Here is a 17,090-nt window from a genome sequence, read left to right as displayed (position 1 = left end):
TCGATTGAGGCGGTTTTTGTTTTCGCGAAAGCGAGTATATTATATTACCAGATGTGAACTCTCTTCTCAGGAGCTAGGTAATTTGCATCTCCTTCTTTAATATCAAAAGCTTCGTAGAAAGCATCAACATTTAATAAAGGTTGTACCGCACGTACCATTCCTGGAGAGTGTGGGTCTGTCTTTACTTGTGTTCTTAATGCTTCATCACGGCTCTTAGTTCTCCATACTGTTGCCCAAGACATAAAGAAACGTTGCTCAGGAGTAAACCCGTCAATGTTTTCTGGACGTCCATTCTCTGCATAGTATTTCTGTAATCCATCATAAGCTCCAAGTACACCACCTAAGTCACCTATGTTTTCACCTAGCGTGAATTTTCCGTTTACGTAAACGCTATCAAGTACCTCTACAGCGCTGTACTGCTCTGCAAGTGCATTACCACGAATTGTAAATGCCTCAAGATCTTCGGCAGTCCACCAATTTTTTAGGTTTCCATCTGCGTCAAAACGTGATCCGCTATCATCAAAAGCGTGAGAGATCTCGTGACCTATTACAGCTCCAATTCCTCCATAATTTACAGCCTCATCTGCCGTATAGTTGTAAAATGGTGGTTGAAGTATTGCTGCTGGAAATACAATCTCATTGTTAAGTGGATTGAAGTAAGCATTTACAGTCTGAGGAGACATTCCCCACTTAGACTTATCTACTGGCTCGCCTATCTCATCATAATTTTTAAGTTGGCCCCATTTACCTACAGCCGTCATATTCTCAAAATACGTCTTATCTGCCGCTACGTCCATTGTTGAGTAATCTTCCCACTTATCTGGATATGCAATCTTAACGGTAAATTTATCAAGCTTCTCGATAGCTTTTTCTTTAGTTTCTTCACCCATCCAATCTAATTTTTGGATACGAGATTTGTAAGCATCAATAACGTTTGCAATCATTGTTTCTGCTTTTGCCTTTGCTTCTGGCGGGAACTTAGCGTCTACATATAGCTGACCTAGCGCTTCTCCTACAGAACCATTTACTGTTGCTAGTGCGCGCTCATCTGCTGGGCGTTGTTTTTTTGCACCGCTTAAGTACTTACTGTAAAACTCCCAATTTGCAGTTTCTATTTCTGTACTCAATCTGCCTGCAGAACTATTAAATGTATCCCAACGAACTAGCGTTTTGATATCTTCAAGAGAAGTTTTTTTAAGGAATGTATCTAGAGCCTCAGTATATTTTAATTGTGTCACAAGAAGCGTGTCAAAATCTTTCTTAATACCAAGATCTGCGATCATCTTTTTAAGATCGATAGATGTGAGCATCTCATCTGCCTGAGCGACAGAACGTGGATTGTTAAAGTTACGAGCGTCACGGCTCTCTACTTTATCTAATCTTGGAGTAGCTAGTGCAGTTTCCATTGCAAGGATTTTATCGGCAGCGGCAGTTGCATCTGCTTCAGTATCTCCTAGCATTTGAAGCATGCGTGAGATATGTTTTACATATTCTACACGAATTTCCTTAGACTTACCATCTTCTAATAGGTAATAATCACGATCTGGTAGACCAAGACCATTTGCACCTAAGTACACAGTGTTCATAGAGCTATCATTAAGATCTGCTCCTGCTCCTATACTTAAAAAAGGTGATGATACAGCAGGGTTAGTAGCTAGTACTGTCTGTAATTCATTTAAGTTAGTTACACCAGCAATTGCATCTAGTGCAGGTTGTAGTGGTGTAAGCCCAGCTTTATTGCGTGCTACGGTATCTAACTTTGTATTATAAATTGCCAGCGCTTTTGCTTGGTCTGTTCCCGCAGTGTATTTTCCGCTTTTTTCAGCCTCTGCAAGTATTTCTAAAACATCTGCATCTGTAGCTTTACGCAGTACAGAAAATCCTCCCCAGCTAGTGCGGTCATCTGGAATTTCAGTGTTTTTCATCCAAGATCCATTTACATAATTGTAAAAGTCTTGATTAGGAGCAACCGTAGTATCCATATTCTCTAGTACAATACCAGGAATTTTTTCAACTTGAGCTGTCTCTTTAGTTTCTTCTGTCTTACAGCTTACAAGCGTAAGAGCACAAGTAGCCACGATTGCAGCCGATTTATAGAGTTTCATAGAGTAACGTTATTAGGTTATTTTGAATTAGGACGAAATTAAATTTTAAATGTTACATAAACAATCAAAAAAGCCCTCTGAGAAGAGGGCTTTTGTAGTTATTTTAAAATTAATTTTTGAGTAATTTGTTGTTGGTCAGTGTTTAGTTTAATGAGATATAAACCTGATGCAAATGTGCTCATGTCAAGTGGGTAGTTACTTGATCCCTGAGGCATTTTAAACTTTTTAACAACAGACTTTCCTAATATATCAAACACCTCTATAGATAATGATTCTTGCGCAGGCCACTGTATATTAAATATAGCGGTAGATGGATTCGGGTAGATACTTAGTCCTTCTAGTACGGTATCGTCAATAGAAAGCTGTTCAGCCCCAATTCGTAAGTCATCTATTACAACGCCTTCTTCCACGGTGTTTTGATCAGAATGAAATACAAAACGAAAGATCATACTAGTTTCTGATGCAAATGCACTAAGATCGTAGCTATAATCATTAAATGATGCATTAGTTCCAGTCCATTGTGCTCCAGGGCAATTAAAGCAGTTAGTGTCTGGAAGTGTATCACTATTATACCAGTTAGGATCATTTGCTGTACCTAGAATGTTCCAAGTAGATCCGTCATCTAGAGTATATTCTACATACATAATATCCCAATCCAATTCTAATTCGAAAGCCATTTTGAAAGATAGTTCTGGTATTTCTAAGGATGATATGTCATAACATTTTGTGGTAAGATATTCTTTAATGTTACTGTCATGGTCACCACTAAGATTTGTAGCATAAACATTCTGACCAGATGCAGCTTGATTTAATAAAGTTCCACTAGGAATTCCTCTCTGCCATGTTTGTGCCGAAGTATCGCAAGACGCACTTGCATTGTCTGTAAGAACAAGTAAATTATTCTCTGATGTTTCAAAATCATTCACTACATAGATTTCACCCACTTCATTGATAGCTATAGAAGTTCTTTTCTCATTGTTATCTTCTACTTGATCGCCATTAGTAGTTATTTGAGCTATTAATTCATAGGTTCCTACAGGTAGTCCTAATACTGGTAACTCTATGGTAGTCTCTTCTTGAGTAGCAAGGTTCCCTGTCCATTGCATTGTGTTTTGAATGCCTCCAGCTTCATAAGTTATAGTTGCTTCCGTTATAGAAGAGGTTCCATTATTTCTAAATGTTATTTCTGTAGGATTTTCTCCACAGGATATCACTTGATTGTTTAGAGGCGCTAGCGATGTCGCTGCAACGTCTGAAGATAGCGGCTGTGTATCAATATCTGTTTGCCAGATACCACGTCCATAAGTTCCTGCTGTAAGAACCCCGTTAAATTCGTTAACATCTAAGTCACGTACGGCTGTGTTTGGCAGTCCATTATCGAATGTTTCCCAGTCATTAGTGATGTCATCATATTTCCAAACGCCAAGTGCAGTCCCTAAAAACAGTGGGTTGTCAGAATGATTACTTTGATGTTTTAAAACCAATTTAGGCACATCTGGCAGAGAACCTGTAATATCATTTACCGTAATTGTATTATCTGTTATTGTTGCTTTATATACCTTACCAGATGTTCCTGCAGTAACTATATATAGCGTATTACTATCTCCATACTTCACTTCTAATGATGAGATATTTTCAGGAAATGATCTTAAAACGGTGAAGTCTACACCTCTATTTGAACTTTTATATAAAGTTCCATTAACTGCTACATACATAATTGAAGCGTTATTAGGATCTGTTTCTAAAAGATCTATGTTAAAACCAAATGACGAAGATCTTGGTACCCAAGAGTTAGAGCAAAAGTCAAGTTCATAAATCCTAGAATAACCCGCATACAGGCGTTTATCTTTAGCAAAGGCAAGTGGGGTTATCCAGTTACCAGATTCTGGAGAAGCAAAAGATCCAGAAAGAGAAGCACCTCCATCATTTGAGAAGAAAGGTCCACCTCCGGATTGTATAAAACCATACACTTTAGATGGGTCGTTCGGATCATAAATATTCTCCATACCGTCCGCTCCGTAATAGTTTTGCCACATACCATTTTTACGTGCGTAACCACCATTATCTTGAAGACCTCCAGATATAATAGAAGCATCTTCTGGTGCTACATCAATTCTGTAGAATTGACCGATGGCTAAACCATCTGTGTGGCTAGTAAAGTTTACTCCTCCATCATTAGAGCTGTAAAAACCGCCATCACTCCCACAATACAAAGTTCCATTTATGAATCTTAAATTATGAATATCAGCATGAGTGTAAGAAGGTGTATTTGGTTCATTCCAGTTATTCAATTTTGTAAAGCTAACACCTCCATTAGTAGATTTCCATACATTGAGCACCCCTGTGTAAATCTCATTTTCGTCAGTATCTGATACAGCAAAAGCAAAGTCAAACCATGCCTGAGTACTTTCAAAGATATCTTCTCCACCAGCAAAAGTTTGGTTGAATGAATCTCCACTATTTGATGATTTGTAAATATTACCAGCTCCAAAAGTATTATCCGATCTAAATACATAGAGTACATCAGGATTTGCTGGCGTAACATCTATTACTAATCTTGCGGCACCGGTAATATATCCGGTAGATATATTTGACCAAGTATCTCCTCCATCTAGTGTTCTAAATATTCTTGATGCATCTGCTGCATATAAAACATCTGAGCTACCTGGTTTAACTTTTAAGTCATCAAAATTTCCGCCGAGTACATTATTCCAGTTTGCACCACTATCTACTGTTTTAAAAATACCAGTACTTGTAGCAACCCACAATGTCTTACTATCTGCAGGATCTAAGTATATTTCATTCATAGTCGTTGGACTATTACTCTCATTAAGGCCCGTAGTGCTCCATGTAGCTCCGCCATCTGTAGATTTCATAACACCTATACTTGTTGAGTCTCCAGCATCATCATCACCAGTGGCGATATATATGATATTAGTATCGGTAGGATCGATAGCAATACCAGAAACCCCTATTTGAGGAAGTTGATCTGTAAGTGGGGTCCAAGAGTCTCCAGCATCTGTAGATTTCCAAATTCCTCCTGCAGGTGTTCCTACGAAGAGTGTATTTGGATTTGTAGGATCTACTGCAAATGCATTAACACGTCCCTGACCAGCAGACCAAGAGCCAGTATTAGTATGTGTAAGCGGGCCTATATTTCTCCAGTCGCTATCATCTGCTTGCGTAGACCTTGATTGACTATTAATTTCTTGCCAGACATCCCAAAGTTGCTTTTGTGACATGACAGTGCCATCTTCATTTAGGTAATTTGAATACAGAGATTCCCATCTTTTAAAAGGCTTATAACCGCTTCCTTTGACTGTTTCATCTTTTCCTTCCCAGTATGTATTAAAGGAGTCAACAATTTCTTGAAAAGTAGGTTCCGTGTTTCTGCTAGAATCATTAAACGGAGCCATCCATGGCGCAGTCGATCCTATTTGAGCATTGGTCATAAATGTGACCAAACATAATGTAAATAGTAGTAGTTTTTTCATAGTTTATTTTATTGAATATCAAATATAATACGCATAGTCATTATTGCATAATTATATCGATGTAAAATGCCTAAAAAGCTATGAAAAATCTAATAAATACAATCTCAAGGTGAGATTTTAACAATGAACGACAGGGTTCAGCTTAAATTTTATTAAACCTGTTTTTTATGTACTCAGTATCCCATTCCTTTTTAAGAGTAGTGAGTGCTGAGACATTTTCATTAGGTACTGCGATAGAAAGGACATAGTGTTGTACTTTCCATTGCCCATCTACTTTCTTCATAATTCCAGATCCTCTACATACACCCATTTGTGTACTAAGGTGTTCATCAAACCAAGCGATGGTATCATCACTAGTAGATAAATATACATTACGCTCAATAGCTGTAAAGCTCCATGCTTTGCCTTTGTCAAAATAAGGTTTTGAGAATGATTTAAATTCTTCTAGCTGCCAGTTTTCTGTTGCATCTGTACCTATAAATACAGCATCGCTGGTCATTAGCCCAAAATACGCCTCAAAATCAGCATCTGCAGCTGCTTTGTGCCAAGAGTTAAGAGAGACTTCTATATCCTTTTTTATAATAGATGTGTCTTGACCGTATGCGGTACTAATTGTTAGCGCAAAGAATACAAATAAGATTTTCATGTTAGTTAGGTGTTTGCTCGTCTGCCTTTTCGCTAGCAGCCTGTTCATTTTCTTGTTTTATCTCCTCTAGCAAGTCTTTAAAGCTAGTATCAAAAAGTTCGTTAAGCTGTAAATTCAGATCTTGGTAGGCATTATACAGTTCGCCAATTTTTTTAGAAATATCCTCTGCCACTGGAGTGTTGAGTTGGGCGCTGTTTTGGAGCACTTTTGCCTTAGTTTCTATAGCAACGAGACGCGCATTTACTGCTTTAGTCTTTACTGCTTCTGGGGTAACTGGAGCTAGGTCTTCTTCTGCTTGCTCTAGATTGATATACAATGCGTCTACATCTATTATTTTGAGGCGTAATTCACCTAGAGTGTTAGATGGTAAGCTATCAACAGCGGCAGAGAGGTCATTGTAAAATGACCAGTTTTTAACTCCTTCTTGTGCTTGTGGTGTGAGTCGTATGGTGGCTTTAAGATTTTTAGGAGTGGGAAGCTGTATGGTGTCATTGCCCACTAATATTACATTCTCTTTTGGTTTTGGAGAAGCTTCTTTTTGGCTACAAGAAGTGGTGATAATAAATGAAAGAATAATTAAAAAAGGAAGTAACTGTTTCATAAAATCTTATACTGAGCGCTTAACAAAAGTAGGTTAATTGGGTATATACGCGCAATATTTATGATTAAGTTTGCATACGCTTTCGCGAAAGCGTACCACTAAAAACACATAATATGAAATCTAGAATACTCATCATAGGAGCTTGCGGTCAGATAGGAACGGAGCTTACCATTGCTTTACGTAACAGATTTGGTGCAGATAAGGTTGTAGCAAGTGACATCAGGGAAGGAAACGAAGAGCTTATGAGTGAGGGGCACTTTGAGCTTCTGGATGCAACAGACTTTGCTGCGGTAGAAGATGTAATTTTTAGATATAAAATTGATACTGTCTACTTAATGGCAGCCATGCTATCTGCAATTGCAGAGCGTTTTCCAGCCAAAGCTTGGCATCTTAATATGACAACGCTGTTTCATATTTTAAACTTAGCAAAAGACAAGAAGGTTAAAAAGGTATTTTGGCCATCAAGTATTGCTGTTTTTGGAGAAACTACTCCTTCAGAAAATACTCCCCAACTTACGGTTATGGAACCATCAACCGTGTATGGAATATCAAAACAAACTGGGGAACGCTGGTGTGAGTACTATCATAAAAAGTACGGTGTAGATGTGAGAAGCATACGCTATCCAGGACTTATAAGTTATACAACAGAACCTGGCGGAGGAACTACAGATTATGCAGTAGATATATACCACAGAGCACTTAAACATGGTAACTACCGTTGTTTCTTACAGGAGGGAACAGTGTTACCTATGATGTATATGGAGGATGCAATTAGAGCAACTATAAATATCATGGATGCTCCTAAGAAGGATGTAAAAATACGCTCGTCATATAATCTTGCAGGAGTAAGCTTTGCGCCAGAAGATGTAGCTCAAAGTATTCAAAAGGTAATTCCAGAGTTTGAGATCGAATATGAACCAGATTTTAGACAAGCCATAGCAGATTCTTGGCCAGGTTCTATAGATGATAGTGAAGCTCGTAAAGACTGGGGATGGGAACATAAATTTGACCTTGATGCCATAACTAAGATTATGCTTGATAATCTTAAATTACAATATAGCTAAGCTCATATTTTGAAAAAACAGCACCTTCCTACAAAAGTATGTCCTGTTTGTGAAAGACCTTTTGCATGGCGAAAGAAGTGGGAGAAAAACTGGGATGAAGTTATTTATTGCAGTGAGCGATGTAGAAGAAATAAAAACCAATGAACAAGGAGTTACTACTTACCGAACTTACATTTAAGGCAACGAGAAGTAGCGGCCCTGGAGGACAGCATGCAAATAAAACAAGTTCAAGAGTAGAGTTATCTTGGGCTATGTATGAATCTGCTGCAGTAACAGAGGTAGAGCTTGAGTTACTCAAAGAAAAACTTAGTCATAGGCTTACAAAAGAAGGGGTATTGTTGCTCGCTTCTCAAACTTCACGTAGTCAGCATAAAAACAAAGAGAATGTGATAAAACGCCTGTTTGCATTACTAGAGGTAGCTGTACAAAGACCTAAAATTAGAATAAAGAAACGTCCATCTAAGATGGCAAAACTCAAACGCCTTAATGCTAAAAAGGTGCAATCTGAAAAGAAAGTAAACAGACGCAAACCGTCGTATTAATTGACATTCGGTTTACTATAGAAGAAATATAGTAATTAAAAAAAGCCATCATGAGTTATAACTCGTGATGGCTTTTTTTAATTTACATGTGGTGTGATTTACTCCACAATAAACTTTCCTTTCATTAATCCAGAATGCCCTGGGAAACTACAGATAAAGTCATAAGTTCCAGCTGCTGGAGCAGTAAATGTTACTGAGGTAGTCTGGCCGCCACCTATCATTTTTGTGTGTGCTATAATCTGGTCTTCATTTGCAATCCAGTCTTTTGCCTCGCCAGCGGTAGCTGCTGCTGCCGAAAATTCTGGTATAGACGTACCTTGCTTAAGTAATACAAAGTTATGTCCCATAACCTTAATCCCTATTTTTCCAGTATGACGGAAGGTAAGAGTTACCTCTTGTCCAGCTTTTGCCTTAAGCTCGCTCTTGTCATATTTCATGAGGTCATTACCTGCAAGTGCTAGATTTACAGTGTTCTCATCTGCTTTTGTAGCAGCTTTTTTTGATCCTATTTTTACAGTCTCTTTAGTCTCTTTAGTTTCTTTTTTCTCTCCTTCTCCACAACTTACCATTATAGTAGCTAGTGCAATCACTGCTAAAAATCCTTTAATTCTCATAATTTATAGTTTTGTTTATTAATATAAAGATAACTAACGCATACTTTTTACTCCATATTTTTTTGAAAAAACTCTAGAGTACGCAGTTCATTATAGTAAAATTCTCCTTTCATATAGAATCCTACATGACCTCCATGGTCTGGCATTTCTAAGTGTATAATATTAGAGTTTTTTGCCTGTGCAATAGGATAGCAATCACCGTGAAGAAAGCTATCATTCTTTGCATTGAGAATAAGGGTAGGTACAGTAATCTTATCAAGGTAGTCAAAGCTGCTTGCTCTGGCATAATAATCAAGTGCATCCTCAAAGCCATGTGCGGGTGCGGTATACAGATCGTCAAAGCGTTTTAAACTATTGATTTTTTTATAGTCTTCCTTATTCATCTTCTCAGGAAACTGCTGCATTTTCTTGCGATACTTTGCTTTAAGATGCACTAAAAATGAGGTTCGATATACGATGTTTTCTCTCTTAATAAGTTGTTCAAGAGAGGCTTTAAGATCTGCAGGAACACCTATGCAGGCAGCACAAGTCACTTGTGAGGGTATGTGATCTTGCTCTCCTAGATACTTGAGTACTGCATTGCCACCTAGACTTACTCCATATAGATTAATATGGCTGTATGCTCTAGTAACGAGCGTGTTTACTACAAATCTAATATCGCCAGTATCGCCGCTGTGATATGATCTATACAGTCTATTCTGGCTACCGCTGCATCCTCTAAAGTTTATGGCAGCCACATCATAACCATGATTACTCAACAACTTTGCGGTGCCTAGTATGTAAGGTCGCTGTGCGTCTCCCTCAAGTCCATGTAGTAATACTGCAACTTTTTTAATGTTACCTTCTTGTGGTGTCGCGGCCAGTGTCCAGTCTATATCTATATAATCTCCATCGGGAAGCTCCATGCGCTCACGAGTCTGCGTGATCCCTTTTACACGTCTAATCTTTGCAGAATAAATGGTCGAAAAATGTGGGTCTTTAAAAAGTCCGCTTGCGCGAAAACGTGAGGGTACAATGGGCATTATGTAAGGTGGTGTACTATTAGTAAAAAACTATTAAGAGATTATAAAAATAGGTAGAATTAAGCTTTCGCGAAAGCGTAATAATCAAACCTATAGAAAGTAGTTTTATTTAATGTTTTCTTTTATGAAACAAACATTCCAATTATATTTATCAAGATTATAACCTCATAAAATGCCTAGAACTGAAGATTTTGATAGAGAAATTATACTAGCAAAAGCAAGAGATTTGTTTTGGCAAAAAGGATATAACGGTACGAGCATGAGTAATCTTGTAGAAGTTACGGGGCTTAATAGGTCTAGTATTTACAACTCGTTTGGCAATAAAAAAGCCATTTATAAAACCTTATTAATACAGTACCAAGAAGAAAATGAAAAGTTATATACAAATGCTTTAGTACGAGCATCTAATCCGCTAGAGGGAATTCGTTTTGTATTTGAAAATTTTATAGAGGAGATTGTAAAAGATACCCAAGGACGAGGTTGCTTTAGTATAAACTGTAAAGTGGAGCTTAGTAGGGAGGACGAGTCAATAAGAGATTACCTTGAGAAGATGCAAGAGCACAGAATAGAGTTCTTTAAAGGCTTAGTGCAAGAAGGACAAGATGCACACCTTATAAATGCAAAGCAGTCTGCATCACAGTATGCTTATTTTCTATTCTGCACTTTTCAAGGAATGCGTACTACAGGGATGTTTTTGAGAAATCGCGATATTTTACAGCAAATCGTACACAACGCGCTTGGGGTATTGCGTCGGGATTCTTAACCTATTCTTAAGTCTATAAAAGATTTTGAAATTGTAATTTTACAAACTAAGCAGGACTAACCATAGCGCTTAAGCGCATTAAATAATTATAATATGTACACGAAGGAATTTGATATACGATGGAGTGATATAGATGCAAATCGTCATCTAGCAAACTCTGCATATGTAAATTTTATGTCTCATACTCGTATGGGCTTTATGATTGAGAACGGACTAAGCCAGCGAGAAATGGTAACTCATAATATAGGACCAGTAATTTTTCATGAACAGTTGTTCTTCTTTAAAGAAGCTTTTCAAGGTAAACCTATTACCGTAACGTTTGAACTAGGTGGAGCTAGTGAAGATGGTATGTTCTTTAAGTTTGTACACAATTTTTACGATTATAAAGGAAGAAACCTAGCTCGCGGAAGCATGATGGGAGCTTGGATTGATCTTACTACTCGTAAAACTATCGGACTACCAGAAGCATTAACACCTATGCTCGAAAATGCACCAAAAACACCAGACTTTAAAATTCTTACTAAGGAAGACATGCGCTCACACGGGCAAATGCCTATAGATAAGTAATAGCAAGCGTTAATATGGAAATCCCGGGTATATAATGTACAAACGCATTATATACCCGGGATTTTTTATTTATTGTCCAGGCATATCATAGAAAAACTGCTCCTGTACAATCTTTCCATCTTTTACTTGATATACGGCAAGCTCTGATGTTTGTGAACGCTGCTGGCTAGGTTTATGTGTAGTGTCCATATCAAAACGCACAGAAAACCAATTATCTGCCACTGTAGGCTCGCTGGCTTTACTGCTGTGTACTTCAAAAGTATTTTCCCACCATTCTCCTTTCTTTGCAACTTCTTGCATTCCTTCTGCACGCGCATTTTCTGCCCAAGCGGGTTCCAAGCTTACAATATTAGGGCTGTATAATTCTTTATAGCAACGCTCATAATTACCTTCATTACACCAGCTCACTAAATTATTTGCAATTTCATTAGTCTTCATAAGTCTTTGATTTTAAGTTGTTCGCAATAAATGTAGTGAAGTTTTTTTAGAAATATATTTGCTAATTATGTGAATGTTAAAAAAACTGTTAAAAATTTTAACAGTTTTTTACTATATTTAGCAATATATAGTTTATAAAAATATAGATGTGAGAGGAGTTTACTGAGATTTTGACGAAGATCAAATGAATAGCAGCTTACTTAAATTTTTCAATATTAATGTAGATTGATAACCATAATTTAATGAAGATATAATAGTATCTACGCTAAGTAGTTGCTATTGAATTTAAATTTTAAATGGGTTATGCTCTTTATATTCTGTCATTTTAATCTGGCGTATAAATGGTTTAAAAAACATATTTGCCACAGTACGACGGTGTTTTATATAACATCTTAAGTGTTCTGGCGTTGCTCCTAGAGTACTTTTAATTTCAGATGCAGTTCTGCCTAAGTTAATGTCTTTCACCCCTAGTAAAAGACCTAATCGAATATAATCGTTTAACATTCTTGGGTAGATAGCATCTGTTTTATTTGTATTATAATCAAGCCCCACATAATGAGCACTGAGCTGTTCGTCATGTAAAAAAGCGGTTGAGAATCCTACTATTTTCCCTTTCTTACTATAGGTGCTAATGATTACATTTTCGGGAAACCGCTCTTTAAGTAATGCGTAGGTTTCAATGTCAATAAAAGCAGTGTTAAACAAGGCTTTCTCTGCAACATCTAGATATAAGGATTTAAGTTTTTCTTTATGAGTTCTTATTTCGTTTGCGGTAAGTGAATTTTGTACAAGAGCACTACTAGACGAGTCAGCCTTATTAACTTTTATACGGTATTTTGATTTTAAAGAGCTTTTATATTCCTCAAAATCTTTCCAAGTAACATTTACGTGCATGTTAGGTTCGACGGCAAATGATTGAAAGTGCTGTTTTTCTACTACACTGGCAGCGGTGTCTTGTGTGGCATTAAAGTCTTTCAAAAAGCAAACACTTGATTTAGTGGTTTTTTGTAGTGTTTTAAGCTTTCGCGAAAGCATATCATAAATACGTCTTCTATCTATTCCTTGTTTAACCCATATCCCATACTCCCCGCTTAAAAATACATTCCCACAAACTAGAATGTGCGTTTTTTTATTGCTTAGGTAGCATTGTACAGATTTGGCTAGTTTTTGATAATAGGGAAGATTACTTGATGCGCTCTCAAGAGAAACTCGCACACGTTGGAGAATAGCGATAGCGATAGGTTTCTCTCTACTCATGAAAACTAAATACCGATAATCTATCGTGTTATTTGCCTCTTCAAAAGAAGCCAAAAATAGTTTTGAAAAGTAAAAGGTTTGATCACAACCTAATTCTCTGAAGGTGGTGTCAGGGATGTCGTTTATAGTAAAAAACTCTTGAGTGGTTATTTTAGGCAATTGCTTTTTTTCGTTTAGTACTTAAATATACACCTAAGAAAATAAGTGCAGCAGCAATAATTCTAATAGTAGTAAGCGTATCTGCACCTAAGATAATCGCTACAATGGTTGCGATAAGAGGTTGCAGGTATATAAATGCGCCTATAGTTGATGGTTTAAGCTGCTTTAAAGCAAACACATTAAAGAGATATGTAAGATAGGTCGTCCCTACTACCACAAAAGCCATTACTCCTATGACATTAGGAGGTAATGTACTCCAGGATACCTCAAGAAATTGAGGAAGCCCGATAGGTGCGTTTGTAAATACCGCAATAAGGAAAAACCATTTCATTAAGGTAATTGACGAGTACTTTGCAGTGAGTGGTTTTACAAGAATTAAATAGACAGAGTACGCGGTAGCATTAATCATAAAGAGCATGTTACCTAGCGTAATGTTAGGGGCGTTTTCTTGTGTTTTGGCGCCAAAGAGGATCAAAACTAGTGCACCCACTAGACCTATAGCAATACCAGAACCTTTAAGCCAAGTGATCTTTTCCTTTAAAAATATAGCAGAAAGCACAAGCAATATGACGGGAGATAGTGTGATCACCACACTGCTATTTATGGGAGTAGATAATTGCAGCCCTTTAAAAAACATGAGCATGTTTATGGTCATCCCAAAGAGTGCGCAAAGTAGCATACGCCACCAGTCTTTACGTTCTATCTTTTCTGAAGGAAAAAACAAACTTGTAATCCAGAATAGAAGCGCTGCTCCTAGAACCCTAAGCATAATAAATCCGTACGCCTCGATGTAGGTGGGCATCAAATCCTTTGCTAGCGTGTGATTAATACCGTAAATAAAACTAGCGCCAAAGGCTGCAAGAAAGGCGAGATGACGCTTACTCATATTTAACTATTTTGCAAATGCTTCAACGGCAGCAGCAACTACTTTCTTACTGTTTCCCACAAAGATTTTATCTTCTACAATCATTACAGGTCGTTTTAAGAAAGTGTAATGCTCTAGAATAAGATTTTTATAGTCATCTTCAGATAGTGTCTGTTCATTAAGACCGCGTTTACGATATAATTGTGCTCGCTTGCTAAAAAGAGCTTCATAAGACCCTTCCATTTCTTTCATCTCTTCTACTTGAGATAACGTCATAGGCTCAGATTTAATGTCTTGCATAATGACATCATCACTAGGGTTAATTTCAGAAATGATGCGCTGGCAAGTATTACAAGTAGAGAGGTGGTAGATTTTCTTCAAAATAAGGTGGTGTATTTCAATTACAGTATAAAAATACCGCCTATCTCTACTAAAATGAATTATTTTTAGGGAAAATTAAACCCAATGGAATACACCTTTGATATTTGCCTAAAAAACCGCCACCTTCTAGAGCGTTTTATTAAGAGTCACACACTTGAAGAGCTTAATAAAATACCTGATGGTTTCAACAATAATATTATCTGGAATATAGGTCATAGCATTGCTACACAACAACTTCTTACCTACGGACTTTCTGGTCTCACGCCACCTGTATCTATGGAGTTTATTAATAGTTATAAGAAGGGTACAAAGCCAGAAAAAGATGTAACTCAAGAGGAGCTAAGCCTTATAAACGAGATGCTTTTTGATACTCTTAAGACACTTCAAAAAGATTATGAGGCGGGTATTTTTAAAGATTTTAAAGAATATACGCTTTCTACCTCGGGAGGAACATTGTCAAAAGTAGAGCATGGACTTGATTTTAATAACTTTCATGAAGGATTACACCTAGGTTGTATTATCCAACTATCAAAACTCGTTAAAGGTTAAGGTAATCTTGAGAAAGCTCCCATGGGATTGTTATTTGCTTGTCTTCCATATTAAATGAGGACACACCCATATCATTATAAATAAGAACAATACCTTCTTCGGTAAATCCTACTTCTTTTAGGTAGCTATCGGGAAGGTTTGATAGTGTAATGTCAAATGTTTCTTGCGGATATTCTTTTTCAAATTGCGCTTTCGCGAAAGCGTAAAAATTATCATCAAGCAAATCGTCATCACTATATTCCTTACCAGTTTGTGGATTGATATTGAGATACATTTCGTTATCAAAACCACTCGCGCCACCCATAAATTGATATGAATAGAATACTACTGATAGTAAGTTGTTAGAACCAAATGATATCGCAGAATCTATAGTGATTTCATGAGCGTCCGAAAGTTCTGTGGTTTCTGGATATGATATTTGTGAGTTATTAATATAGAGTTCAATAGCATCATTAATGGAGCTAGGTAAACTTTCTGTCTCGTTATACAGTGTATTTATAGTAGAAGTCTGAACCCAGTTATTAACGGTGACAGCAGCTTCTTCTGGTGTTTCCATATTGAGAATCGATAGTGCAATTTCTGGACATGGCTGGCTATTGCAAATAGTAAAGTCTTTTGTAGAATAACTATCTGTACTAGATGTATAGGTGATTGTCTTTTCACAGCTTATAAAAAGAATAATTACAAGTATGGAAGGGAGCAGTTTTTTCATAAGATAAAGGTAGTTGATATGCTCTCAAAATAAAAGCAACATATACTAGGGGACCACTCCTTCTAATAATCATGATAGCTTCTCATCAGTTATTGTATTTTTATATTCCTCATGTTGTAAGGAGAAAGAGCTTTTTTACTTAAAAAAACACTACAATGAAATTTAATACTAAGACAATACATGGTAAACAGAATCCAGATAAGGCTTATGGATCTGTTATGCCTCCCATATATCAAACTTCTACTTATGCACAGTCTACTCCAGGCGGTCATAAGGGATATGAGTATAGTCGCTCTGCAAACCCAACGCGTCACGCACTTGAGCAGTCGCTTGCGAGTATAGAAAATGGAGACTACGGAATTGCTTTTGCATCTGGACTGGCTGCAATTGATGCAATAATGAAATTACTTAAGCCGGGTGATGAGGTGGTCTCAACGAGTGATCTTTATGGCGGTACGTATCGGCTTTTTACTAAGATATTTGAAGGTTTTGGCATAAAGTTCCACTTTGTTGGAATGCAAGATGTAAAGAATATAGAGACATATATAAATGAAAAAACAAAGCTCATTTGGATAGAGACGCCTACAAATCCGATGATGAGTATTATTGATATTGAGGCAGTTTCATCAATATCAAAAAAGCACAAGTTGCTGTTTGCGGTAGATAATACATTTGCAACACCTTATTTGCAATTACCACTAGATCTAGGTGCGGATATTGTGATGCATAGTGCCACAAAGTATTTAGGGGGTCATAGCGATCTGGTTATGGGTGCTCTTATTGTTAAGGATAAGGAACTGGCAGATAGATTGTACTTTATACAAAACGCAAGTGGGGCGATAAGTGGACCTCAAGATAGCTTCTTGGCATTGCGTGGTATAAAAACCTTACATGTGCGCATGCAACGACACTGTGAAAATGGTAGAGCAGTTGCCTTCTATTTAAAATCACATCCTATGGTTGATAAGGTATACTGGCCTGGCTTTGAAGATCATCCTAATCATCTCATTGCTAAAAGACAGATGAAGGACTACGGAGCTATGATTTCATTTACTACTAAGCAAGATTCGCTAGCTGGTGCTGTAAGCTTTGTAGAGAAATTAAAAATTTTCACGCTTGCTGAAAGCCTAGGAGGTGTCGAGTCGCTTGCAGGTCATCCAGCATCAATGACTCATGGTTCTATCCCTAAAGAAGAACGAGAAAAACTTGGAATTAAAGATTCCTTGGTGAGGCTAAGCGTGGGTATTGAAGATGAAGAAGATCTCATAGCAGATCTTAAACAGGCACTAGAAAACTAACCTTGTAAAACAG

Annotated in this window: 18 protein-coding genes; 7 read left to right on the top strand and 11 right to left on the bottom strand. The window is 37.2% G+C overall.

Going from position 1 to position 17,090, the window contains the following annotated elements; all coding sequences use genetic code 11:
• Window positions 1-44: 44 nt before the first annotated feature.
• The 4 genes from SJY37_RS04295 to SJY37_RS04280 form a co-directional block, all read right to left on the bottom strand.
• Complete coding sequence (locus SJY37_RS04295; protein WP_379952840.1) at window positions 45-2,105, bottom strand: M13 family metallopeptidase; 2,061 nt, start codon at window positions 2,103-2,105, stop codon at window positions 45-47.
• 98 nt (window positions 2,106-2,203) lie between these two features.
• A complete protein-coding gene (locus SJY37_RS04290; RefSeq protein ID WP_298323604.1) occupies window positions 2,204-5,599 on the bottom strand; it encodes a T9SS type A sorting domain-containing protein in 3,396 nt (1,131 codons plus the stop codon).
• A 142-nt stretch (window positions 5,600-5,741) separates the two neighbouring features.
• Window positions 5,742-6,245, bottom strand: a complete 504-nt coding sequence (locus tag SJY37_RS04285; RefSeq protein WP_298323606.1) for a nuclear transport factor 2 family protein — start codon at window positions 6,243-6,245, stop codon at window positions 5,742-5,744.
• A 1-nt stretch (window position 6,246) separates the two neighbouring features.
• Window positions 6,247-6,846: a hypothetical protein gene (locus SJY37_RS04280; protein WP_298323608.1), complete on the bottom strand. Its 600-nt coding sequence runs from the start codon at window positions 6,844-6,846 to the stop codon at window positions 6,247-6,249.
• A 113-nt stretch (window positions 6,847-6,959) separates the two neighbouring features.
• On the opposite strand from SJY37_RS04280, the gene SJY37_RS04275 reads away from it, so the two are divergent.
• From SJY37_RS04275 to arfB, 3 genes are read left to right on the top strand one after another with little or no spacing between them, the layout of a single operon-like run.
• Window positions 6,960-7,910, top strand: a complete 951-nt coding sequence (locus tag SJY37_RS04275) for an NAD-dependent epimerase/dehydratase family protein (protein ID WP_298323611.1) — start codon at window positions 6,960-6,962, stop codon at window positions 7,908-7,910.
• 9 nt (window positions 7,911-7,919) lie between these two features.
• Window positions 7,920-8,054 carry a DUF2256 domain-containing protein gene (locus tag SJY37_RS04270; RefSeq protein ID WP_081804642.1) on the top strand — a complete coding sequence of 45 codons (135 nt, stop codon included), beginning with the start codon at window positions 7,920-7,922 and terminating at the stop codon, window positions 8,052-8,054.
• Entirely contained in the window at window positions 8,051-8,452 is a 402-nt protein-coding gene (arfB, locus tag SJY37_RS04265) for an alternative ribosome rescue aminoacyl-tRNA hydrolase ArfB (protein WP_298323615.1), read from the top strand. Before SJY37_RS04270 ends, arfB begins: the two co-directional genes overlap by 4 nt.
• A gap of 98 nt (window positions 8,453-8,550) precedes the next feature.
• Here arfB and azu read toward each other — a convergent pair whose 3' ends face one another.
• Entirely contained in the window at window positions 8,551-9,066 is a 516-nt protein-coding gene (gene azu / locus SJY37_RS04260) for an azurin (protein ID WP_298323618.1), read from the bottom strand.
• Window positions 9,067-9,113: 47 nt separating this feature from the next.
• Entirely contained in the window at window positions 9,114-10,088 is a 975-nt protein-coding gene (locus SJY37_RS04255) for a YheT family hydrolase (protein WP_298323620.1), read from the bottom strand.
• Between the two features lie 172 nt (window positions 10,089-10,260).
• On the opposite strand from SJY37_RS04255, the gene SJY37_RS04250 reads away from it, so the two are divergent.
• Both SJY37_RS04250 and SJY37_RS04245 read left to right on the top strand, forming a co-directional pair.
• The gene (locus SJY37_RS04250; RefSeq protein WP_298323622.1) at window positions 10,261-10,851 is read left to right on the top strand and encodes a TetR/AcrR family transcriptional regulator; all 591 of its coding nucleotides are present in this window, start codon (window positions 10,261-10,263) and stop codon (window positions 10,849-10,851) included.
• Window positions 10,852-10,944: 93 nt separating this feature from the next.
• Window positions 10,945-11,418 (top strand): thioesterase family protein, encoded by a 474-nt coding sequence (locus tag SJY37_RS04245; protein ID WP_298323624.1) that lies wholly within the window; start codon window positions 10,945-10,947, stop codon window positions 11,416-11,418.
• 69 nt (window positions 11,419-11,487) lie between these two features.
• Here SJY37_RS04245 and SJY37_RS04240 read toward each other — a convergent pair whose 3' ends face one another.
• The 4 genes from SJY37_RS04240 to SJY37_RS04225 form a co-directional block, all read right to left on the bottom strand.
• The gene (locus SJY37_RS04240) at window positions 11,488-11,856 is read right to left on the bottom strand and encodes a nuclear transport factor 2 family protein (protein ID WP_013750788.1); all 369 of its coding nucleotides are present in this window, start codon (window positions 11,854-11,856) and stop codon (window positions 11,488-11,490) included.
• A gap of 285 nt (window positions 11,857-12,141) precedes the next feature.
• On the bottom strand, window positions 12,142-13,272 hold the full coding sequence (locus SJY37_RS04235; RefSeq protein ID WP_298323628.1) for a peptidogalycan biosysnthesis protein: 1,131 nt from the start codon (window positions 13,270-13,272) through the stop codon (window positions 12,142-12,144).
• Window positions 13,265-14,158, bottom strand: a complete 894-nt coding sequence (locus tag SJY37_RS04230; RefSeq protein WP_298323629.1) for a DMT family transporter — start codon at window positions 14,156-14,158, stop codon at window positions 13,265-13,267. Before SJY37_RS04230 ends, SJY37_RS04235 begins: the two co-directional genes overlap by 8 nt.
• Window positions 14,159-14,164: 6 nt before the next feature.
• The gene (locus SJY37_RS04225) at window positions 14,165-14,518 is read right to left on the bottom strand and encodes an arsenate reductase family protein (RefSeq protein WP_298323631.1); all 354 of its coding nucleotides are present in this window, start codon (window positions 14,516-14,518) and stop codon (window positions 14,165-14,167) included.
• 84 nt (window positions 14,519-14,602) lie between these two features.
• On the opposite strand from SJY37_RS04225, the gene SJY37_RS04220 reads away from it, so the two are divergent.
• Window positions 14,603-15,067 (top strand): DinB family protein, encoded by a 465-nt coding sequence (locus tag SJY37_RS04220; RefSeq protein WP_298323633.1) that lies wholly within the window; start codon window positions 14,603-14,605, stop codon window positions 15,065-15,067.
• Here the strand turns inward: SJY37_RS04220 and SJY37_RS04215 are convergent.
• Entirely contained in the window at window positions 15,057-15,779 is a 723-nt protein-coding gene (locus SJY37_RS04215) for a hypothetical protein (protein ID WP_298323636.1), read from the bottom strand. The genes SJY37_RS04220 and SJY37_RS04215 overlap by 11 nt on opposite strands.
• 155 nt (window positions 15,780-15,934) lie before the next feature.
• On the opposite strand from SJY37_RS04215, the gene SJY37_RS04210 reads away from it, so the two are divergent.
• Window positions 15,935-17,077 carry a cystathionine gamma-synthase gene (locus SJY37_RS04210; RefSeq protein ID WP_298323638.1) on the top strand — a complete coding sequence of 381 codons (1,143 nt, stop codon included), beginning with the start codon at window positions 15,935-15,937 and terminating at the stop codon, window positions 17,075-17,077.
• The last annotated feature ends 13 nt before the right edge of the window (window positions 17,078-17,090 follow it).

It is taken from the genome of Dokdonia sp. R78006 (assembly GCF_042466145.1).
Classification (GTDB): Bacteria; Bacteroidota; Bacteroidia; order Flavobacteriales; family Flavobacteriaceae; genus Dokdonia.
Note: the sequence above shows the minus strand (reverse complement) of the source record. Positions and strands in the feature narration are given on the sequence as shown.